Raw genomic sequence first — 16,374 nt, 5'->3', positions numbered from 1 at the left:
GATCTGTTTGTATATGCTTTTTTGTATATACAATCAGGGAAGGGTACACTATGCCTATAGAGTATGAGTGGGATAGCAATAAGGCGAAAAGCAATCTGCAAAAACACGCCATTCGTTTTGAAGATGCAGTTCTGGTTTTTGACGATCCCTGCCATTTGTCTGTTCAGGATCGTTATGAAAACGGGGAGTTTCGCTGGCAAACCATTGGTCTTGTACAGGGCGTTATTGTCATTCTGGTCGCGCACACGGTACGTTTTGAAAGCGGGGATGAAATCATACGTATCATCAGTGCGCGTAAAGCAGATCGTAAAGAGAGGAGGCGTTATGAGCATCGTTAAACATAAACGCGGTAGTGCACCGGAAGTGAGTGCCCGCCGGGAGGCTGAACTCAAAGCGCTGGCGGATAAACCCGACAGGGAAATTGATTACAGCGATATACCGGCCACGGAGGATGATCGCTGGGCCGGTGCCGTGCGGGGAAAATTCTATCGACCGCTCAAAACTCAGGCATCAGTACGCATTGACGCCGACGTGATGGAGTGGCTTAAACGGCCAGGGAAAGGTTACCAGACGCGGCTTAATGCCATTTTGCGCGAGGCGATGCTGCGAGATCAGAACAAAAAATATCACAGGCAGCGTCAGGCTACCTTTTCTCTCAGAGGATATTTGCCACTACCCGCCACAGCACCCACCCACCAAACCCCATCAACACCACCCCCGCCGTGCGCTCTATCAGCCAGAGCGAACGGCTGAGCTTTCGCTGAACCGCCGGTAACCCCATCAGCGATACCAGCGCCAGATCCCATACCAGCACCACCATCACCATCCAGACGCCGCAGGTCGCCTGCTGAAGCAGCGTGACGTCCGGCCCGAGTAACGCGGTCATCAGCGCCAGGTAGAACAACGCGTTTTTGGGATTTAACAGCGCCGAACCCAGCCCCAGCAGGATTTGCTTTCGCAGAGAAGGGCAGCGCTGGCGGGTTTCTTCCAGCGCCAGCGGCTGCGGGCGGCTGCGCACAAGATGCGAGCCAATCCACAGCAGGTACAGCGCGCCGGACAGTTCGATAAGCGTAAACAGCCACCCAAACTGGCGCAGCGCGCTCCAGCCGATAATCACCAGTAAGATATACAACCCGTTACCTGCGGCGATGCCGAGACACAATCCGGCGCTGCCGCGCAGCCGATAGCGGGCGGCGTAGCCTACCAGCAGGAAGAAATCCGGGCCCGGGCTTAACAGGGCAACAAAATGCGCCAGCGCCAGGGCAAGAAAAGCGGAGGGAAATAACAGTTCCATAGCGACCTCAGTGACAAATCTGAGGTCACCTTACGACGTTACGTATCCTGATTATTGTCTGATATTGATCGGCCCGTGGCGTACTGGCGCGGCGTGGCAGCGGTATAATTCACGAAGGTCTTATGAAAATGACTCTGGTCGGCAAACCCGCTCTGGTAGCCCACGTCGGCGATATCATCCCCCGCGCGCAGCCGCGCTTTGGCGTACTCCACGCGCGAAATGTTGAGGAAACTGCCCGGCGTCAGGCCGGTATCCTGCCTGAAAGTGCGGATCAGCGTCTCCTTGCGCAGTGAGAATCGTTGGGCGAGTTCGTCAAGGGAAGGCGGTGCGGCAAGGTCGGAGAGTAACGCCTGCTGAACCTGCTGACTGGTTGAGCGAGGTGCATTCATCTCACCCGCGCAACGGGGAAGGGCAGAAAGCAGGGTCTCCACGGATGCGGAGGACATCGTCCCGACAACGGCAAGAAAGTGCTTAAAGAGCGTGGGATCGCGAATAACCTGTAGCGCCAGGGGAAGATCGGTGTCGATATAGAGCATATGGTAACTGCGCGGCTTCCCGGCAACGGGGTTGCAGCTGTGCGGGGCATAAGCCGGGATCACGATAAGATCACCGGGATCAAGAACGTACGCATTGCCATGACTTACGCAGCAGGTCTGGCCTTCCACAATCGCGCCGATGGAGAGCTGTGGATGGCAATGACGTTTATATGCCCGGGTGCTTTGCCACGTACTGCGCAGCTCAAGGCCTGCTGCGCGGTTAAAGGTCTGGCGGATGTGGCGGGTATCGGTCATAGGAACTCCATTGATGAGCATTTTTTATACCATGTCTGCGCATCGCCTGGCAGCGTCTTGTTAAGAACCCTCCGTATATACCCAACTTTACCTTCAAAGCCAGTCAGATTGACTACCCTTAATACCCTAAGCGGTAAAACAAGGAGATTCGATATGGCCTACCAGACAGTAAATCCTGCCACGAACCAGCTCATCAAAGAATATCCCTCTCACACTGACGCAGACGTTGAAGCGGCGCTGAAGGCAGCCGATGCGCTCTATCACTCCGACTGGGCGAAAGGCGACATAAGCCAGCGCCTGCCGGTGCTGCATAAGCTGGCGGACCTGATCGACGAACGCGTGGAGGATCTGGCGAAAATCGCCAGTCAGGAGATGGGTAAGCTCATCGAACAAAGCCGTGGCGAAGTGAAACTGTGCGCGCAAATCGCCCGCTACTATGCGGACAACGCGAAGCAGTTCCTGGCCCCGGTGAAGTATGACTCTGAACTCGGGGAAGCATGGGTTGAACATCACCCCATCGGCGTGCTGATGGCCGTCGAGCCATGGAACTTCCCGTACTATCAGCTGATGCGCGTTCTGGCGCCAAACCTGGCAGCGGGCAACCCGGTGATCGCCAAGCACGCCAGCATCGTGCCGCACTGTGCAGAGACCTTTGCACAGCTGGTACGTGAAGCGGGCGCGCCGGAAGGGGCGTGGACCAACCTGTTTATCTCGTCCGAACAGGTGGCGAACATCATCGCCGACGATCGCGTACAGGGGGCGGCGCTGACCGGTTCAGAAAAAGCGGGTAGCGTGGTTGCGGCACAGGCTGCGAAGCACATCAAAAAATCGACCCTGGAACTGGGCGGGAACGACGTGTTCGTGGTGCTGGACGATGCCGACCTGGATAAAGCCGTGAAGATCGGCGTTAACGCGCGGCTGAACAATGCCGGGCAGGTCTGTACCGCGGCGAAGCGCTTTATCCTGCATGAAAAGATTGCAGACGCCTTCCTGAGCAAATTCACCGAGGCGTTTAAGCAGGTGAAAATTGGCGATCCGCTGGACGAAAGCACCACGCTGGGGCCTTTGTCATCCAAAGACGCGCTGGAGACGCTAACTAAACAGGTTAACGAGGCGGTGAAAAATGGCGCGAAGCTGCACCATGGCGGCAAGCCGGTTCAGCGTGACGGAAGCTTCTTTGAGCCGACGATCCTGACACATATCTCGCGCGATAACCCGGCGTACTTCGAGGAGTTCTTCGGTCCGGTAGCGCAGGTTTACGTGGTGAAAAGCGACGACGAAGCGGTCGCACTGGCTAACGATTCCCACTACGGTCTGGGCGGCGCGGTGTTCAGCCAGAACATCGATCGCGCGAAGAAAATGGCGTCGCGCATTGAGACCGGGATGGTATACATCAACTGGCTCACCGACACTGCGGCAGAGCTGCCGTTCGGCGGCGTAAAACGTTCGGGTTACGGACGCGAGCTGTCGGACCTGGGGATCAAAGAGTTTGTGAACCAGAAGCTGGTGGTCGTTCGCAAGTAATGCGTTAATAAAAAAACCTGCCATCCGGCAGGTTTTTTATTAACGGTCGCATCGCCTTTCTTGCCGGGTGGCGCTGCGCTTACCCGGCCTACAATCAATGTGCAATAATTTTAATACATTGCACCCTTCATTGTAGGCCCGTGCAAGCGTAGCGCCGCCGGGCGAAACGCGCAAACAGGCTTAGAAGGACACTCCACCGCCTACATATGCACCATCGATCAGCGTGTGGTTTGGACGACCGTCTTTACCGTCTACGCTCACGTGGCGATAGCCCACTTTCAGCGTGACAGGTTTGACTGGCGTCCAGCTTACGCCGCCGTTAGCTTCAACATAGTTCTTCACGCTGTTGTTCAGGCCGTCTGGCGCCACATAACCTTCACCAAACACGTGAATGCTGTCCGTAAGCGCAACGTTAACGCCGCCGCCAATCGGGAATGCTACGCCGTTATCGCCTTTTTTCGGGCCGATGTAGATGGCTTTCGCGCCAGCGTTCAGCATCACCGGACCCACTTCCAGGTTGTAGCCTGCCCCAACGCCGCCGGTCTGGGTGCCGTCATCGGTGTTTTTCAGCCAGTTGCTCTCCGCATACAGGCCGGATGAGGATTTCCCCATTTCCAGATTGAGGTTAGTAAAGTTTTTACCCTGCTCAATGCTGCCACCCATGGCCAGTGCGGAGCCCGATACGGCGGTCAGAGCAGAAAGGATCAGGATGTTAAGTTTTTTCATGAGTGTTTCCTCGTCATTAAATTAATCTGAGGGCACCTTAACAAGCGATGTTTATGACTGCAAATGTGATATGTCTCGCATTTATATGCTGTTTTTGTTGGGTTTTTGAATGGTAAATGTTGATGAGTTGTTTATATGGCAAATCGTCAATGTCCAATACATTCGCGTTTAGGGACAGTTTACATTCCTGGCTAAACGTAAAATGAACGAGGTGCAAATAGTCCTTCGCCATGAATTAATTGGGTTTCTAATAATTTCCAAAAGTATTTCAGCTGACACAGATAAAGACAGAGGTTTACATTTCTGGTGATTGATATACGTCCGTACGCGCCGCTTCGTTGCCATTACATGTCATTTTTCTGACACCTTTCTTCATTACGTTGTTGGCTTCACTTACTGGATGCTAACAATATGAAAAGAAAAATTATTCCTGTGCTAATCGGTTGTGCGCTCTCTTTCTCTGGCCTGGCGGCACAGCCAACCGCGGAGCGCTATGTCGTCAGCTTTCCCGAAGGCGCGCATGTCAAATACAGCGGTGCGTTTGCCAGCACATTCCCGAACGGGCTCCCGGTGGGGATGGGTTCGGGTTTGTTGTTCACGGGCAAGCAGGGCGATGCGCTGACGTTTGCGACCGTGACCGATCGCGGTCCTAACGCGGATTCGCCAAAAATGGGGAAAAACGATGCCAAAATCTTTGTTACCCCGGATTTCGCCCCGCTGCTGATGACGATCCGTGTGCTAAACGGCAAAGCGGAGGCCGTGGACGCGCGACCGCTGCATGACGATAAAGGCGAGATCAACGGCCTGCCGCTGCAAAGCGGCGTGATTGGATCTACCAATGAAGTCGCGCTAAGCGACACCTTAAAAGTGCTGAAAGGCGATAACCGCGGGCTGGATACGGAAGGCATCACGCCGGACGGGAAGGGCGGTTACTGGCTGTGCGATGAGTATGGCCCGTTCCTGATTAACGTCGACAGTAAAGGGAAAATCCTCGCGATCCACGGTCCGCAGGCGACGGAAGGGGAGAAATCCATCGCGGGCGGTCTGCCAAACGTTATCAAATGGCGTCAGGCAAACCGGGGCTTTGAAGGGCTGACCCGCATGCCGGACGGACGCATTATCGCCGCCGTGCAAAGCACGCTGGATATCGACGGGAAGAGCAAAAAACAGGCGCTGTTTACGCGTCTGGTGAGCTTCGATCCGGCGACCGGGAAAACTGCGATGTACGGCTACCCTGTCGACAGCGCGGCCTACAGCAAAAACAGCGACGCCAAAGTCGGCGACATAGTGGCGCTGGATAACCACACCATCCTGCTGATTGAACAGGGCGAGGATAAAAATGACGCAATGCGTAACCTCATCTACAGGGTTGATCTGAGCAAGGCGAGCGATCTGGCGGCCTTCGACAAGCCGGGCGAATACCCGGAGTTTGATGATGAGAAAACGCTGGCGCAGCGCGGCATCACGCTTGCGGAAAAAACGCAGGTGGTCGATCTGCGTGCGCTGGGCTGGCAGCAGGAAAAGGCCGAAGGGCTGGCGCTGATTGACAGCAAAACGCTGGCAGTGGCGAACGATAATGACTTTGGCGTGAAGGTGGCGATGCAGAAGCCAGTCGAAGGCAAGACGCTCAAGGATTATCGGGTGAACGCGCAGGGGGCGCTGACGCTGGATGACAAACCGGTTGAAACCACCCTCAGCGTGAAGCCGCTGAAGAAATCGGAATCCGACAGCGAGCTATGGATTGTAACGCTGCCGGAGGCGTTGAAATAAGTTCCCCCTCACCCTAACCCTCTCCCCGCGGGGGAGAGGGGATGATCGGTGCGGTTATTTCTTCAGCCCCGCAAACGCTGCCCGAATTTCCTCTTCCGGCAGCTGTATTCCAATAAACACCATCACGCTGTGCGGCGCTTCATCGCCCCACGGGCGATCCCAGTCGGCGCTGTACAGGCGCTGCACGCCCTGGAACAACAGGCGGTTCGGCTCGCCGTCGATCCACAGCATCCCTTTATAGCGCAGCAGCCTGTCGGCAAATGACAGCAGCAGGTTCTCCATCACGCGGGAGACCTCGCTGATGTCCACCGGGTAGTCCAGCTCCATCACAATCGACGTCACGTCGTTTTGCTTGTCGGACATAAAGTGGAAGCGCGGTTTCGCGGTGACGTTCTCTTCCAGCATAAAGCCGTTGGTGTTGAACAGCTGAGCGAGATCGATATCGCCATGCGTCACCGTGTAAATGGGCGCACGCGAGTTGATGCGCGTCAGGCGCTCGCGCAGTTTTTCACTTTCACCCGCCACGTCGGTTTTGGTCAGCAGGATGCGGTCGGCGTAGCCAACCTGGGACTGGGCGATGGTGAACTGGTTCATCTGCTCGTCGGCGTGTACCGCATCCACCAGAGCGATGACGCCGTCCAGCAGATAGCGCTGGCAAATGATCTCATGGGAGAAAAAGGTCTGAATAATCGGGCCGGGGTCGGCCATGCCGGTGCACTCGATCACCAGTCGGTCGAAGTCGATGTCACCGCGATCGCGGCTGTCGAGCAGGTCCAGCAGGGCGTCTTCTAATTCGTTAGAGCGGGTGCAGCAGATGCAGCCGTTGGTCAGGGTTTTGATCTGCGTGGCGCGGTCGCCAATCAGCTGATCGTCAACGGAGACTTCGCCAAATTCGTTTTCGATGACGGCGATTTTGAAGCCGTGCTGCTCGTTCAGAATGTGGCGCAGCAGGGTGGTTTTACCGGCGCCGAGGAAACCGGTCAGCAGGGTAACGGCAATCGGGGTCATGGTTTCTCCTTTAGCAGCAGCGGACGCCGCCTTCTCCACTTCCGCCGTAGCGCGCTTCCTGACGCTCGCGGAAGAATTCAGTGTAGGTCATGTACGGCTTATCCGGATGGTTGGTCTTCATATGCTCAACGTAGTTGTCATAGTCCGGAATGCCAATCAGCATTTTCGCCGCCTGACCAAGGTATTTTTTTGCTTCGCCTAAGTTACCAAACATTGAGGGTTCCAGATAGAAGAAGCCCGGTGGCGCTACGCTTACCGGGCCTACAGTAACATGCTTAATTAATGGTGTGAGGAGGTCTTCACGCCGCCTTCCGGCACCGGTACGTACGGGGTCTCTTTGTCCGTACGGCCCTCAACGTTACGCACTTTCATCCAGGTTTTGATGCCGTAGAAGATAATGCTGTACACCACCACCAGGAACAGAATGCTCAGACCCGCGTTGGTGTAGTTGTTCACCACGATATGGTTCATGTTGGCAATCTGCTGCGCGGTCAGATCCGCGCCGCCTGCGGCAATCTTCTCTTTGTACTGGTTAGCCATGAAGAAGAAGCCTTCCAGCTGCGGGTTGGTGCTGAACAGTTTCAGACCCAGCGCCCAGGTAGTGCAGAGCAGCAGCCACAGCGCAGGCACCACGGTGACCCAGATGTATTTGGTGCGTTTCATCTTCACGAGGACAACGGTACCCAGCACCAGGGCCACAGCCGCCAGCATCTGGTTAGAGATACCGAACAGTGGCCACAGGCTCTTCACGCCGCCCAGCGGGTCAACAACGCCCTGATACAGCAGATAACCCCACAGGCCTACGCAGCCCGCAGTGCCCAGAACGCCGGCCACCAGAGAGTCGGTTTTCTTCAGGAATGGCACGAAGTTACCCAGCAGATCCTGCAACATGAAGCGGCCTGCACGCGTACCGGCATCCAGCGCGGTGAGGATGAACAGCGCTTCAAACAGAATACCGAAGTGGTACCAGAAGCCCATGTCCGCCCACGGCAGCACTTTGTGGAACACGTGTGCGATACCCACCGCCAGCGTTGGCGCACCACCTGCGCGGTTCAGCACGGACGGTTCGCCGATGTCTTTCGCGGTCTGCATGATCTGCTCAGGTGAAATCACGAAGCCCCAGGAGCTGACGGTCGCCGCCGCGTGCGCGCTGGCGTCTTTCAGCTGTGCCAGGATCAGCGCGGTATTTTCGCCGCCCATCTCATGCAGGTTTGGCATGGTAATGCCGAGACCCGCCGGCGGGGTGTTCATCGCAAAGTACAGGCCAGGCTCGATAATCGACGCCGCAACCAGCGCCATGATCGCCACGAAGGATTCCATCAGCATCGCGCCGTAACCGATGAAGCGCGCGTCGGTTTCGTTGGCCATCAGCTTCGGCGTGGTGCCGGAGGCGATCAGCGCGTGGAAGCCAGACACGGCACCGCAGGCAATGGTGATAAACAGGAACGGGAACAGGGCGCCTTTCCACAGCGGACCGGTACCGTCAATGTACTGCGTCACCGCCGGCATTTTCAGCTCCGGGTTGATGATCACAATACCAATGGCCAGCCCGACGATAACGCCGATTTTCAGGAAGGTTGCCAGGTAGTCACGCGGAGCCAGAATCAGCCACACCGGCAGCAGCGCTGAGATGAATGCGTAGCCGATCAGCGCGAAGGTGATGGTGGTGTCTTTAAAGGTCAGCGCCGGGCCCCAGTACGGGTCGTGCGCAATCACGCCGCCGAAGTAGATGGAGGCGACCAGCAGCACGATACCGATGACCGACACCTCGCCAACGCGGCCAGGGCGCAGGAAGCGCATGTAGATGCCCATGAACAGCGCAATCGGTACGGTAGAGCAGACGGTGAAGACGCCCCACGGACTTTCGGCCAGCGCTTTCACCACGATCAGGGCCAGCACCGCCAGGATGATGATCATGATCAGGAAGCAGCCGAACAGAGCGATCGTGCCTGGCACGCGGCCCATCTCCTCTTTGATCATCTCGCCCAGCGACGAACCGTTACGGCGTGAGGAGATAAACAGCACCATAAAGTCCTGCACCGCTCCCGCCAGCACTACGCCCGCCAGCAGCCAGAGCGTACCCGGCAGGTAGCCCATCTGCGCAGCCAGCACCGGACCGACCAGCGGACCCGCGCCTGCAATGGCGGCGAAGTGGTGACCAAACAGCACGTAACGGTTGGTTGGCACGTAGTTCAGGCCGTCGTTGTTAATAACCGCCGGGGTGGCGCGCGTCGGGTCGAGCTTCATGACCTTCTGCGCGATGTACAAGCTGTAGTAGCGATAAGCCACAAGGTAGACGGAAACCGACGCGACCACGATCCACAGGGCGCTGACGTGCTCGCCCCGGCGTAATGCGACAACCGCCAGACAGAAAGCACCGATGATCCCGAGGATGGCCCAGGGCACGTGCTTAAGTAGTTTTTTAGTATCCATAATAAGACCTGGTTTTTTATGTAAAGAAAAAAGGGTCAGGGTTCGTTGTGAGGAGGTATTGATTAATGCTGGAGCGATCGTGCCAGATCCTCGCGCGTGTAAAGCACGGTAAATGGGTGAGTGGTTGAAAGCGATGCGTGAGCGGTCAAAAGCGAGGGTGAGTGGTTAAAGCTCACCCCCGGTGGGAGAAATTATGTGATTGAGATCACTGAGAATAATCTAGCCCTGTGGGCTTTTGTCGTTCGCTTCAGGGCAGTGCACGCAGCGGCAGGGCTGATACGCGGGCAGCAGCTGATAGCGCCCTTTGCCGTCGTGTTCAATAATCGGGGAAAGCGCCTGTAAATCGCGGTACACCGTGCGTTCGGTAATGCCAAATTTTTGCATCAGATCGCGGCGATTAACGCTTCCGTTGCGGTGCAGGGCAATAATGATTTCAACCAGACGTTCAGCCGAGCGGCTGCGGGGTGAAGGGGCCATAAGACTTTCCAGCGTTAAGGGGGCGGCTGACGACGTCGCCAGCCGCCCCGGAAAATTTATCTTATGGATAGTTAACGGCGCACCTTTGCGGAAACCTTAGCGTTTTTTTGTGCAACGGGATCAAATCGCGGCTTCCATCTCCATCATCACCGGGTGGAAACGGCGTTTGAAGTAGATCAGGCCGTGCCCCTCGCTGCTGAGGATGATGTTCTTAATCTCCACAAGGTAGACCAGATGGGTGCCGATGGTTTGCACCTGGGTTATCTCACCTTCCAGGCTTGCCAGAGCGCCTTTCAGCACCGGCTGCGCCAGCGGTCCTTTCTGCCAGCAGGAGAGAGCAAAGCGCTCCTCCATTGCCATGCCGGTCATCCCGGCAAAGTGGCGGGCCATGATCTCCTGCTCGTGGTTCAGCACGTTGACGCACAGTTTGCCGTTGCCCTGGAAGACCGGGTTCATGGCGCTGTTGGCGTTGATGCAAACCATGACCGAGGGCGGAGTGTCCGTGACCGAACAGACGGCGGTGGCGGTAATGCCGCAGCGACCCGCATCGCCCTCGGTGGTGACCACATTCACCGCCGCCGACAGGCTGGCCATCGCGTCGCGAAAACGCAGGCGTTCTTCAGATTGCATTGAAACCTCCCGCTGCGTTATTTCAGCAGCTTATCCAGCATGTTGATATCAGTGTTGTTGTGCAGGTGCGGTACGGTCCAGCCGTGCTGGTCGTACTCGGACATGCAGCGGTCAACCATCGCCATCATCTTGTCCATGTTGCCGGAGCTTTGCGCCTGACGCAGGCATTGCAGGCGGATCTCATCCTGGCTACCGGAGTAGTTGATTTCGTACAGCTCGTGACGTCCGCCAAACTCGCTGCCGATGGCATCCCACATCAGTTTCAGAATCTTGATGCGTTCGACATGATCCATCCCGTTGGAGCCGCGCACGTACTTCGCAAGGTACTGGTCGATCTGCGGGTTGTTCAGGTCCCGCGCGCTGGACGGCAGGTAGATCAGCCCGGAGGTCACGTTACGTTCGATGATGTTCTTGATCTTCGCATAGGCCATTGGCGCCATCACGCGGTAGGTCTGTAACGCCGCGTGGTCAGGCAGATACGCGCCGTTTACCCACGGCGTGGCTTCGGAGCACATGGAGTCGCTCAGCGCCCAGAACATGTTGCGCCACGCCACCACTTCGCCGAGATCCGCCTGCACGCCGCGGAACTCGAGGGTGCCGGTACACTCCAGCGACTTCTTCAGCAGAGCGGTGATGAAGTCGAGCTTCACTGCCAGACGCACGCAGGCCTGAAGCGGGTACATGCGGGCGAAGCCACCTTCCATCGTCCAGCGACGGCAGCGGTCGAAATCGCGGTAGATCAGCACGTTTTCCCACGGGATCAGCACATGATCCATTACCAGAATGGCGTCGTTCTCGTCAAAGCGGCTGGAGAGCGGGTAGTCGTACGGAGAGCCTGTCGCCCCTGCCACCATCTCGTAAGAGGCGCGGGAGATCAGCTTCACCCCTTCGGCATCCATTGGCGCGACGAACATCAGCGCGAAGTCCGGGTTTTCGCCCATCACCTGCGCAGAACCAAAACCGATCATGTTGTAGTGGGTCAATGCCGAGTTGGTGGCCACCACTTTCGCGCCGCTGACGATGATCCCGGCGTCGGTCTCTTTCTCCAGCTTGATGTAAACGTCTTTCACCTCGTCCGCCGGTTTATGGCGATCGATCGGCGGGTTGACGATGGCGTGGTTAAAGTACAGGCCGGTTTCCTGAATACGGGTGTACCAGTTGCGGGCGTTCTGCTCGAACTGACCGTAGAAGGCAGGGTTAGCGCCGAGCGCGCAGCCGAACGCGGCTTTGTAGTCCGGCGTGCGGCCCATCCAGCCGTAGCTCAGGCGCGACCACTCGGCGATGGCGTCGCGCTGCTGGCGCAGGTCGTCGGCGCTTTTCGCCACGCGGAAGAATTTATGGGTGTAGCCGCCGCTGCCGGTATCGGTACCCCAGCAGAGGGTATCCTGCATGTCTGGCTTGTGCAGGGCATCGTACATCTGGGCGATGGACGCCGCCGCATTGCGAAATGCCGGGTGGGTAGTGACGTCCTTAACGCGCTCGCCGTAGATATAAATCTCACGGCCATCTTGCAGGCTTTTTAAATACTCTTCACCGGTTAACGGACGTTTGGCATCAGCGCGGAAATCTTCAGGCTTCATAGGGACCTCGTATCGGAATAGGGTTGTTAAATTTATGTTTTGTTTTTGTTGTTTAATTGAAGCGTGAGAGGGGCGGAACGTGAAGGGACGATTGGGACAACGGCAGGTACTTTTCGGGTGAGATCGCAGAGTGTGATTTCCCTCACCCTAACCCTCTCCCAAAGGGAGAGGGGACGGTTACTCCCTCTCCCTTTGGGAGAGGGCAGGGGTGAGGGGAACAGGCGATACCGGTACTTTCTGCGCCCGATACGCGCTCGGCGAACACCCCACTAAGCGGTTAAAAAACCGGGCAAAATAGGCCGGGTCCTTAAACCCCAGCTGCCAGGCAATCTCGCTGACCGCGCTGTCGGAAAACAGTAGTAAACGTCTGGCTTCCCGCAGCTGGCGGTCGAAGATCAGCCGTTTCGGCGAGCGGTTGGCGAAGCGGCGACAGATATCGGTCAGGCGAGATTCGGTGAGATGCAATTCGCTGGCATACTCCGGCACCGTCCAGTGCTCGTGGTAATGAGCATCTGTCAGCTGGTTAAAGCGCTGAAAAAGCTTCAGCTCGCCGCGCATGCCGCCCGAAGCGTGGTCGTCGAGCTTCGCGTTGCGCAGCAGCAGGGTAAATACCGCCTGCGCCAGCAGGACCAGCGTATGCTCGCGACCGGGCAGTTGTTCCGTGGATTCCCGGGCAATCAGCTGCCAGTAGTGCTTCAGCGCCGCCAGCTCGTCAGGCCTGTCGGCAAGCGACAGGCAGATCCCCGGCAGGCCGAACGCTTCCCGCGTACCGGGGTAGAGCACTTCTAACAGCGGCCAGATGAGATCCTCGCGCACCGTCAGCACGTGGCCGTCGCTGTCGGATTCGGTAATAAACGCGTGCGGCACCGACGGTGGCGTTAGCACGAACAGCGGCGCCTGCACCGAGTAACGGTGGTCGTCGAGCTGGAGCTCAATCTGCCCGGTGTCGAGAAAATGCATCTGAAAATACTGGTCGTGGCGGTGCGCCTGCATGTCGCGGCCAAAAAAGGCCGCCATGCGGGCAAACGACTGGTAGTGCACATCGTCGGTGCCCAGACTTTCGTCGTAATCCTTGCTGATATCAATGTTGGCGATGGGGCTCTGGCACATGATCGTTCCTCTGTTGATCCCGCTGTGTCATCGGAATGCGCGTCAGCACCAGCGCGCCCACCACCAGCAGGCCCGCCACGAACCACAGTCCCGAGCTGAAGCTGCCGGTCGCGTCGCGCAGAATACCTATCAGCAATGGGCTGACGGCAGACCCGACGTTGCCGATGGCGTTGATCACCGCCAGCGCCACCGCGCGGGATTGCAGGCTAATAACCTGATCCGGCGTGGTCCAGAATATCGCCATGGCGGTAAACGATCCGGTTGAGGCCATGATGATGCCAAGCAGCTGGATCAGGCTGTGATCGGTCGCCGAGGCCAGCATCCATCCCGCCGCGGCAAACAGATACGGCAGGATGGTGTGCTTTTTTCGCTCTTTCAGCCTGTCGGAGCGGCGGCTCCACCAGATCATCCCGAGGATGGTGCAAAACTGCGGGATCGCCGCCAGCAGGCCAATCACGATATTGCTGCTGCCGGTATTGAAGCTTTGTAGGATCTGCGGCGTCCAGATGTTGATCGCGCTCAGCGTATTCGTCAGGCAGAAGTAGGCCAGCGTGTAGAGCAGCACGGCGGGCGTCAGCACCTCGCGCAGCGTCGAGCGCGGCGTGGCGGCGTGCGCAATGGCCAGCTCCTGTTCGCGGGCGATCATCGTTTTGAGTGCCTGCTTTTCGTCATCATCCAGCCAGGTGGCCTGATCCGGGGTGTCGTTAAGGTAGAACCAGGTCACCACGCCGAGCACCACCGATGGCAGCCCCTCCAGCAGGAACAGCCACTGCCAGCCCTTCAGGTTCCACAGCCCGTCCATCGCCAGAATGTACCCGGAGAGGATCGAGCCGAGCATCATGGTCACCGGCATGGCGATCATAAACAGCGCGTTGGCGCGGGCGCGGTGATACGCCGGGAACCACCAGGTGAGATAGACCAGAATGCCCGGCAGGAAACCGGCTTCGGCAATGCCCACCAGCATGCGCAGGACGTAGAGCGTTTCGGGGCTGGTGGCGAACATGGTGCAGGTAGAGGCGATGCCCCACACCACCATGATCCCGGCGATCCAGCGGCGGGCGCCGACCTTCGCCAGCATGATGTTGCTGGGGATACCGCACAGCACGTAGGTCACGTAAAACAGCGTCGCGGCCAGGCCAAACATGGTCGACGTGAGGCCCAGATCTTTGCCCATCGTCAGCCCGGCAAAGCCGATGTTGATGCGATCCAGAAACGAGAAAACAAACAAGATAAAAAGAAACACGATCAAACGACGGAACAGCTTATTAATAACGCGATGTTCAACAGCTTTATTATGCAGGGTTGAGGTCGTCATGTTGCGCTCCACATCGTACGTTTAGTAGACGGATTTATTGTTATCAACTGCTGTGGTGACGTCGGTAAAGCGGGCCGCCAGCGCTTCGGCGCTGCGGGCGAGCAGGGTGGTATCCACGCCGACCGCGACAAACAACGCGCCGAGGCTGAGATAGCGTTTTGCCAGCTGTTCATTCGCCATCAGGATGCCGGGCGCTTTGCCCGCGCTGAGGATCTGCGCGATCGCCTGTTCAATGGCGGCCTGCACCTCCGGGTGCTGCGGATTACCGGCGAAGCCCATGTCGGCGCTCAGATCCGCCGGGCCGATAAACACGCCGTCCACCCCTTCCACGTCCAGGATCTGCGGCAGGTTTTTCAGCGCCTCGCGAGTTTCGATTTGCACCAGCACGCACATGGCGTCGTTAGCCTGATGCAGATACTCCGGGATGCGGTTCCAGCGCGACGCCCGCGCCAGCGCGCTGCCGACGCCGCGAATGCCGGCAGGCGGATAGCGGGTGGCGCTGACCGCCAGACGGGCTTCGTCGGCGTTTTGCACCATCGGCACCAGCAGGGTTTGCGCCCCCACGTCCAGCAGCTGCTTGATCTGCACCGGATCGTTCCACGATGGGCGCACCACCGGCTGGCTGGGATAAGGGGCGATGGCCTGGAGCTGAGTCAGGACGGTCTGCACGCTGTTCGGCGCGTGCTCCCCGTCGATCAGCAGCCAGTCAAAACCGGCCCCGGCCAGTAGCTCAGCGCTGTAGCTGCTGGTCAGCCCCAGCCACAGGCCGATTTGTGGCTTTCCGGCTTTCAGCGCGGTCTTAAATGCGTTTTCCATGGTGCACTCCTACACAAAGCGGCAGCTAATCGAGCCCATGTTGCCGTAGTCGACGTGGAAGGTGTCGCCTCTGCTGGCGGCAACCGGGCGGGTAAACGAGCCGCCGAGGATGATCTGGCCTGGCTCAAGCTGCACGTCGTATGGCGCGAGTTTGTTCGCCAGCCACGCCACGCCGTTTGCCGGGTGGTTAAGCACGCCTGCGGCGACCCCGGTCTCTTCGATCACACCGTTGCGGTAGAGCAGGGCGGAGATCCAGCGCAGATCCAGCTCGTCGGGTTTAATCGGGCGGCCGCCGAGGATCACGCCCGCGTTGGCGGCGTTATCGGAGATGGTGTCGAACACCTTGCGCGGGCGCTGGGTTTCCGGGTCAACGTTATGGCAGCGGGCGTCGATCAGCTCCAGGGCAGGGATGACGTAATCCGTGGCGTTGTAGACGTCGAAGATCGTGCAGTTCGGGCCGCGCAGCGGTTTTGCCAGCACGAAGGCCAGCTCCACTTCGATACGCGGGACGATAAAGCGATCCACGGGGATGTCGCTGCCGTCGTGGAAGAACATATCGTCCAGCAGCGCGCCGTAGTCCGGCTCGCTGATCTGCGAGCTGGCCTGCATCGCTTTGGAGGTGAGGCCGATCTTGTGGCCTTTCAGCACGCGGCCTTCGGCGATTTTCAGGCTCACCCATTCGCGCTGGACGGCGTAGGCGTCTTCAATGGTGATCTCCGGGTACTCCAGCGAGATCGCGCGGATCTGCTCCCGGGATTGTTCCGCCTGATGCAGGCGGTGGGCGATCAGGGTATGGGTGTGTTTGTCGAGCATGGCGATATCCTGTTTTTATTTGTTTTCTCCCTCTCCCTGTGGGAGAGGGCCGGGGTGAGGGCATCAGGCCGCAGAGATTTCCCCTCA

General features: G+C 58.0%; 16 protein-coding genes and 1 pseudogene. 4 read left to right on the top strand and 13 right to left on the bottom strand.

The features are described from left to right. Positions 1–50: 50 nt before the first annotated feature. On the top strand, positions 51–338 hold the full coding sequence (locus tag IM290_RS00995) for a BrnT family toxin (RefSeq protein ID WP_015572580.1): 288 nt from the start codon (positions 51–53) through the stop codon (positions 336–338). After that, positions 325–624 (top strand): annotated as a pseudogene (locus IM290_RS00990) (BrnA antitoxin family protein); the annotation flags it as partial. The gene IM290_RS00995 and the pseudogene IM290_RS00990, both read left to right, overlap by 14 nt. Before the next feature lie 31 nt (positions 625–655). On the opposite strand, the gene IM290_RS00985 reads toward IM290_RS00990, so the two are convergent. Together IM290_RS00985 and IM290_RS00980 are read right to left on the bottom strand one after the other, a co-directional pair. Continuing rightward, positions 656–1,294, bottom strand: coding sequence for a LysE family translocator (locus tag IM290_RS00985; RefSeq protein ID WP_047736941.1), 639 nt, complete (start codon positions 1,292–1,294; stop codon positions 656–658). 38 nt (positions 1,295–1,332) lie between these two features. Beyond that, positions 1,333–2,085, bottom strand: a complete 753-nt coding sequence (locus IM290_RS00980; protein WP_045906509.1) for an AraC family transcriptional regulator — start codon at positions 2,083–2,085, stop codon at positions 1,333–1,335. Between the two features lie 153 nt (positions 2,086–2,238). Between IM290_RS00980 and IM290_RS00975 the strand changes: the two genes are divergently transcribed. Next, positions 2,239–3,609, top strand: a complete 1,371-nt coding sequence (locus IM290_RS00975) for an NAD-dependent succinate-semialdehyde dehydrogenase (RefSeq protein ID WP_193042020.1) — start codon at positions 2,239–2,241, stop codon at positions 3,607–3,609. 180 nt (positions 3,610–3,789) lie between these two features. Here IM290_RS00975 and IM290_RS00970 read toward each other — a convergent pair whose 3' ends face one another. Continuing rightward, positions 3,790–4,335 carry a YfaZ family outer membrane protein gene (locus IM290_RS00970; protein ID WP_006810254.1) on the bottom strand — a complete coding sequence of 182 codons (546 nt, stop codon included), beginning with the start codon at positions 4,333–4,335 and terminating at the stop codon, positions 3,790–3,792. A 411-nt stretch (positions 4,336–4,746) separates the two neighbouring features. On the opposite strand from IM290_RS00970, the gene IM290_RS00965 reads away from it, so the two are divergent. Then, complete coding sequence (locus IM290_RS00965; protein ID WP_193042021.1) at positions 4,747–6,105, top strand: esterase-like activity of phytase family protein; 1,359 nt, start codon at positions 4,747–4,749, stop codon at positions 6,103–6,105. 54 nt (positions 6,106–6,159) lie between these two features. Here IM290_RS00965 and yjiA read toward each other — a convergent pair whose 3' ends face one another. The 10 genes from yjiA to hpaH all read right to left on the bottom strand — a co-directional run bounded on the left by yjiA (position 6,160) and on the right by hpaH (position 16,287). Beyond that, positions 6,160–7,113 carry a GTPase gene (yjiA, locus tag IM290_RS00960; RefSeq protein ID WP_193042022.1) on the bottom strand — a complete coding sequence of 318 codons (954 nt, stop codon included), beginning with the start codon at positions 7,111–7,113 and terminating at the stop codon, positions 6,160–6,162. 10 nt (positions 7,114–7,123) lie between these two features. Further along, positions 7,124–7,327 carry a YbdD/YjiX family protein gene (locus IM290_RS00955; RefSeq protein ID WP_003856610.1) on the bottom strand — a complete coding sequence of 68 codons (204 nt, stop codon included), beginning with the start codon at positions 7,325–7,327 and terminating at the stop codon, positions 7,124–7,126. A 65-nt stretch (positions 7,328–7,392) separates the two neighbouring features. Beyond that, the gene (locus IM290_RS00950) at positions 7,393–9,546 is read right to left on the bottom strand and encodes a carbon starvation CstA family protein (RefSeq protein WP_003856608.1); all 2,154 of its coding nucleotides are present in this window, start codon (positions 9,544–9,546) and stop codon (positions 7,393–7,395) included. Between the two features lie 219 nt (positions 9,547–9,765). Continuing rightward, on the bottom strand, positions 9,766–10,023 hold the full coding sequence (locus IM290_RS00945; protein ID WP_017383855.1) for an HTH domain-containing protein: 258 nt from the start codon (positions 10,021–10,023) through the stop codon (positions 9,766–9,768). Positions 10,024–10,143: 120 nt separating this feature from the next. Continuing rightward, a complete protein-coding gene (locus tag IM290_RS00940; protein ID WP_017383854.1) occupies positions 10,144–10,653 on the bottom strand; it encodes a 4-hydroxyphenylacetate 3-monooxygenase reductase subunit in 510 nt (169 codons plus the stop codon). 17 nt (positions 10,654–10,670) lie between these two features. Further along, on the bottom strand, positions 10,671–12,233 hold the full coding sequence (hpaB, locus tag IM290_RS00935) for a 4-hydroxyphenylacetate 3-monooxygenase, oxygenase component (protein ID WP_010427196.1): 1,563 nt from the start codon (positions 12,231–12,233) through the stop codon (positions 10,671–10,673). 177 nt (positions 12,234–12,410) lie between these two features. After that, positions 12,411–13,343: a 4-hydroxyphenylacetate catabolism regulatory protein HpaA gene (gene hpaA, locus IM290_RS00930; protein ID WP_193042023.1), complete on the bottom strand. Its 933-nt coding sequence runs from the start codon at positions 13,341–13,343 to the stop codon at positions 12,411–12,413. Next, on the bottom strand, positions 13,315–14,658 hold the full coding sequence (gene hpaX / locus IM290_RS00925) for a 4-hydroxyphenylacetate permease (protein ID WP_015572591.1): 1,344 nt from the start codon (positions 14,656–14,658) through the stop codon (positions 13,315–13,317). Before hpaX ends, hpaA begins: the two co-directional genes overlap by 29 nt. 21 nt (positions 14,659–14,679) lie before the next feature. Further along, entirely contained in the window at positions 14,680–15,474 is a 795-nt protein-coding gene (hpaI, locus tag IM290_RS00920) for a 4-hydroxy-2-oxoheptanedioate aldolase (protein ID WP_015572592.1), read from the bottom strand. A 9-nt stretch (positions 15,475–15,483) separates the two neighbouring features. Then, on the bottom strand, positions 15,484–16,287 hold the full coding sequence (gene hpaH, locus IM290_RS00915) for a 2-oxo-hept-4-ene-1,7-dioate hydratase (protein WP_015572593.1): 804 nt from the start codon (positions 16,285–16,287) through the stop codon (positions 15,484–15,486). Positions 16,288–16,374 lie beyond the last annotated feature (87 nt).

Source organism: Enterobacter cloacae complex sp. S1, from assembly GCF_014930525.1.
Classification (GTDB): domain Bacteria; phylum Pseudomonadota; class Gammaproteobacteria; order Enterobacterales; family Enterobacteriaceae; genus Enterobacter; species Enterobacter hormaechei_C.
This window is presented reverse-complemented; position numbering and strand designations above follow the sequence as displayed.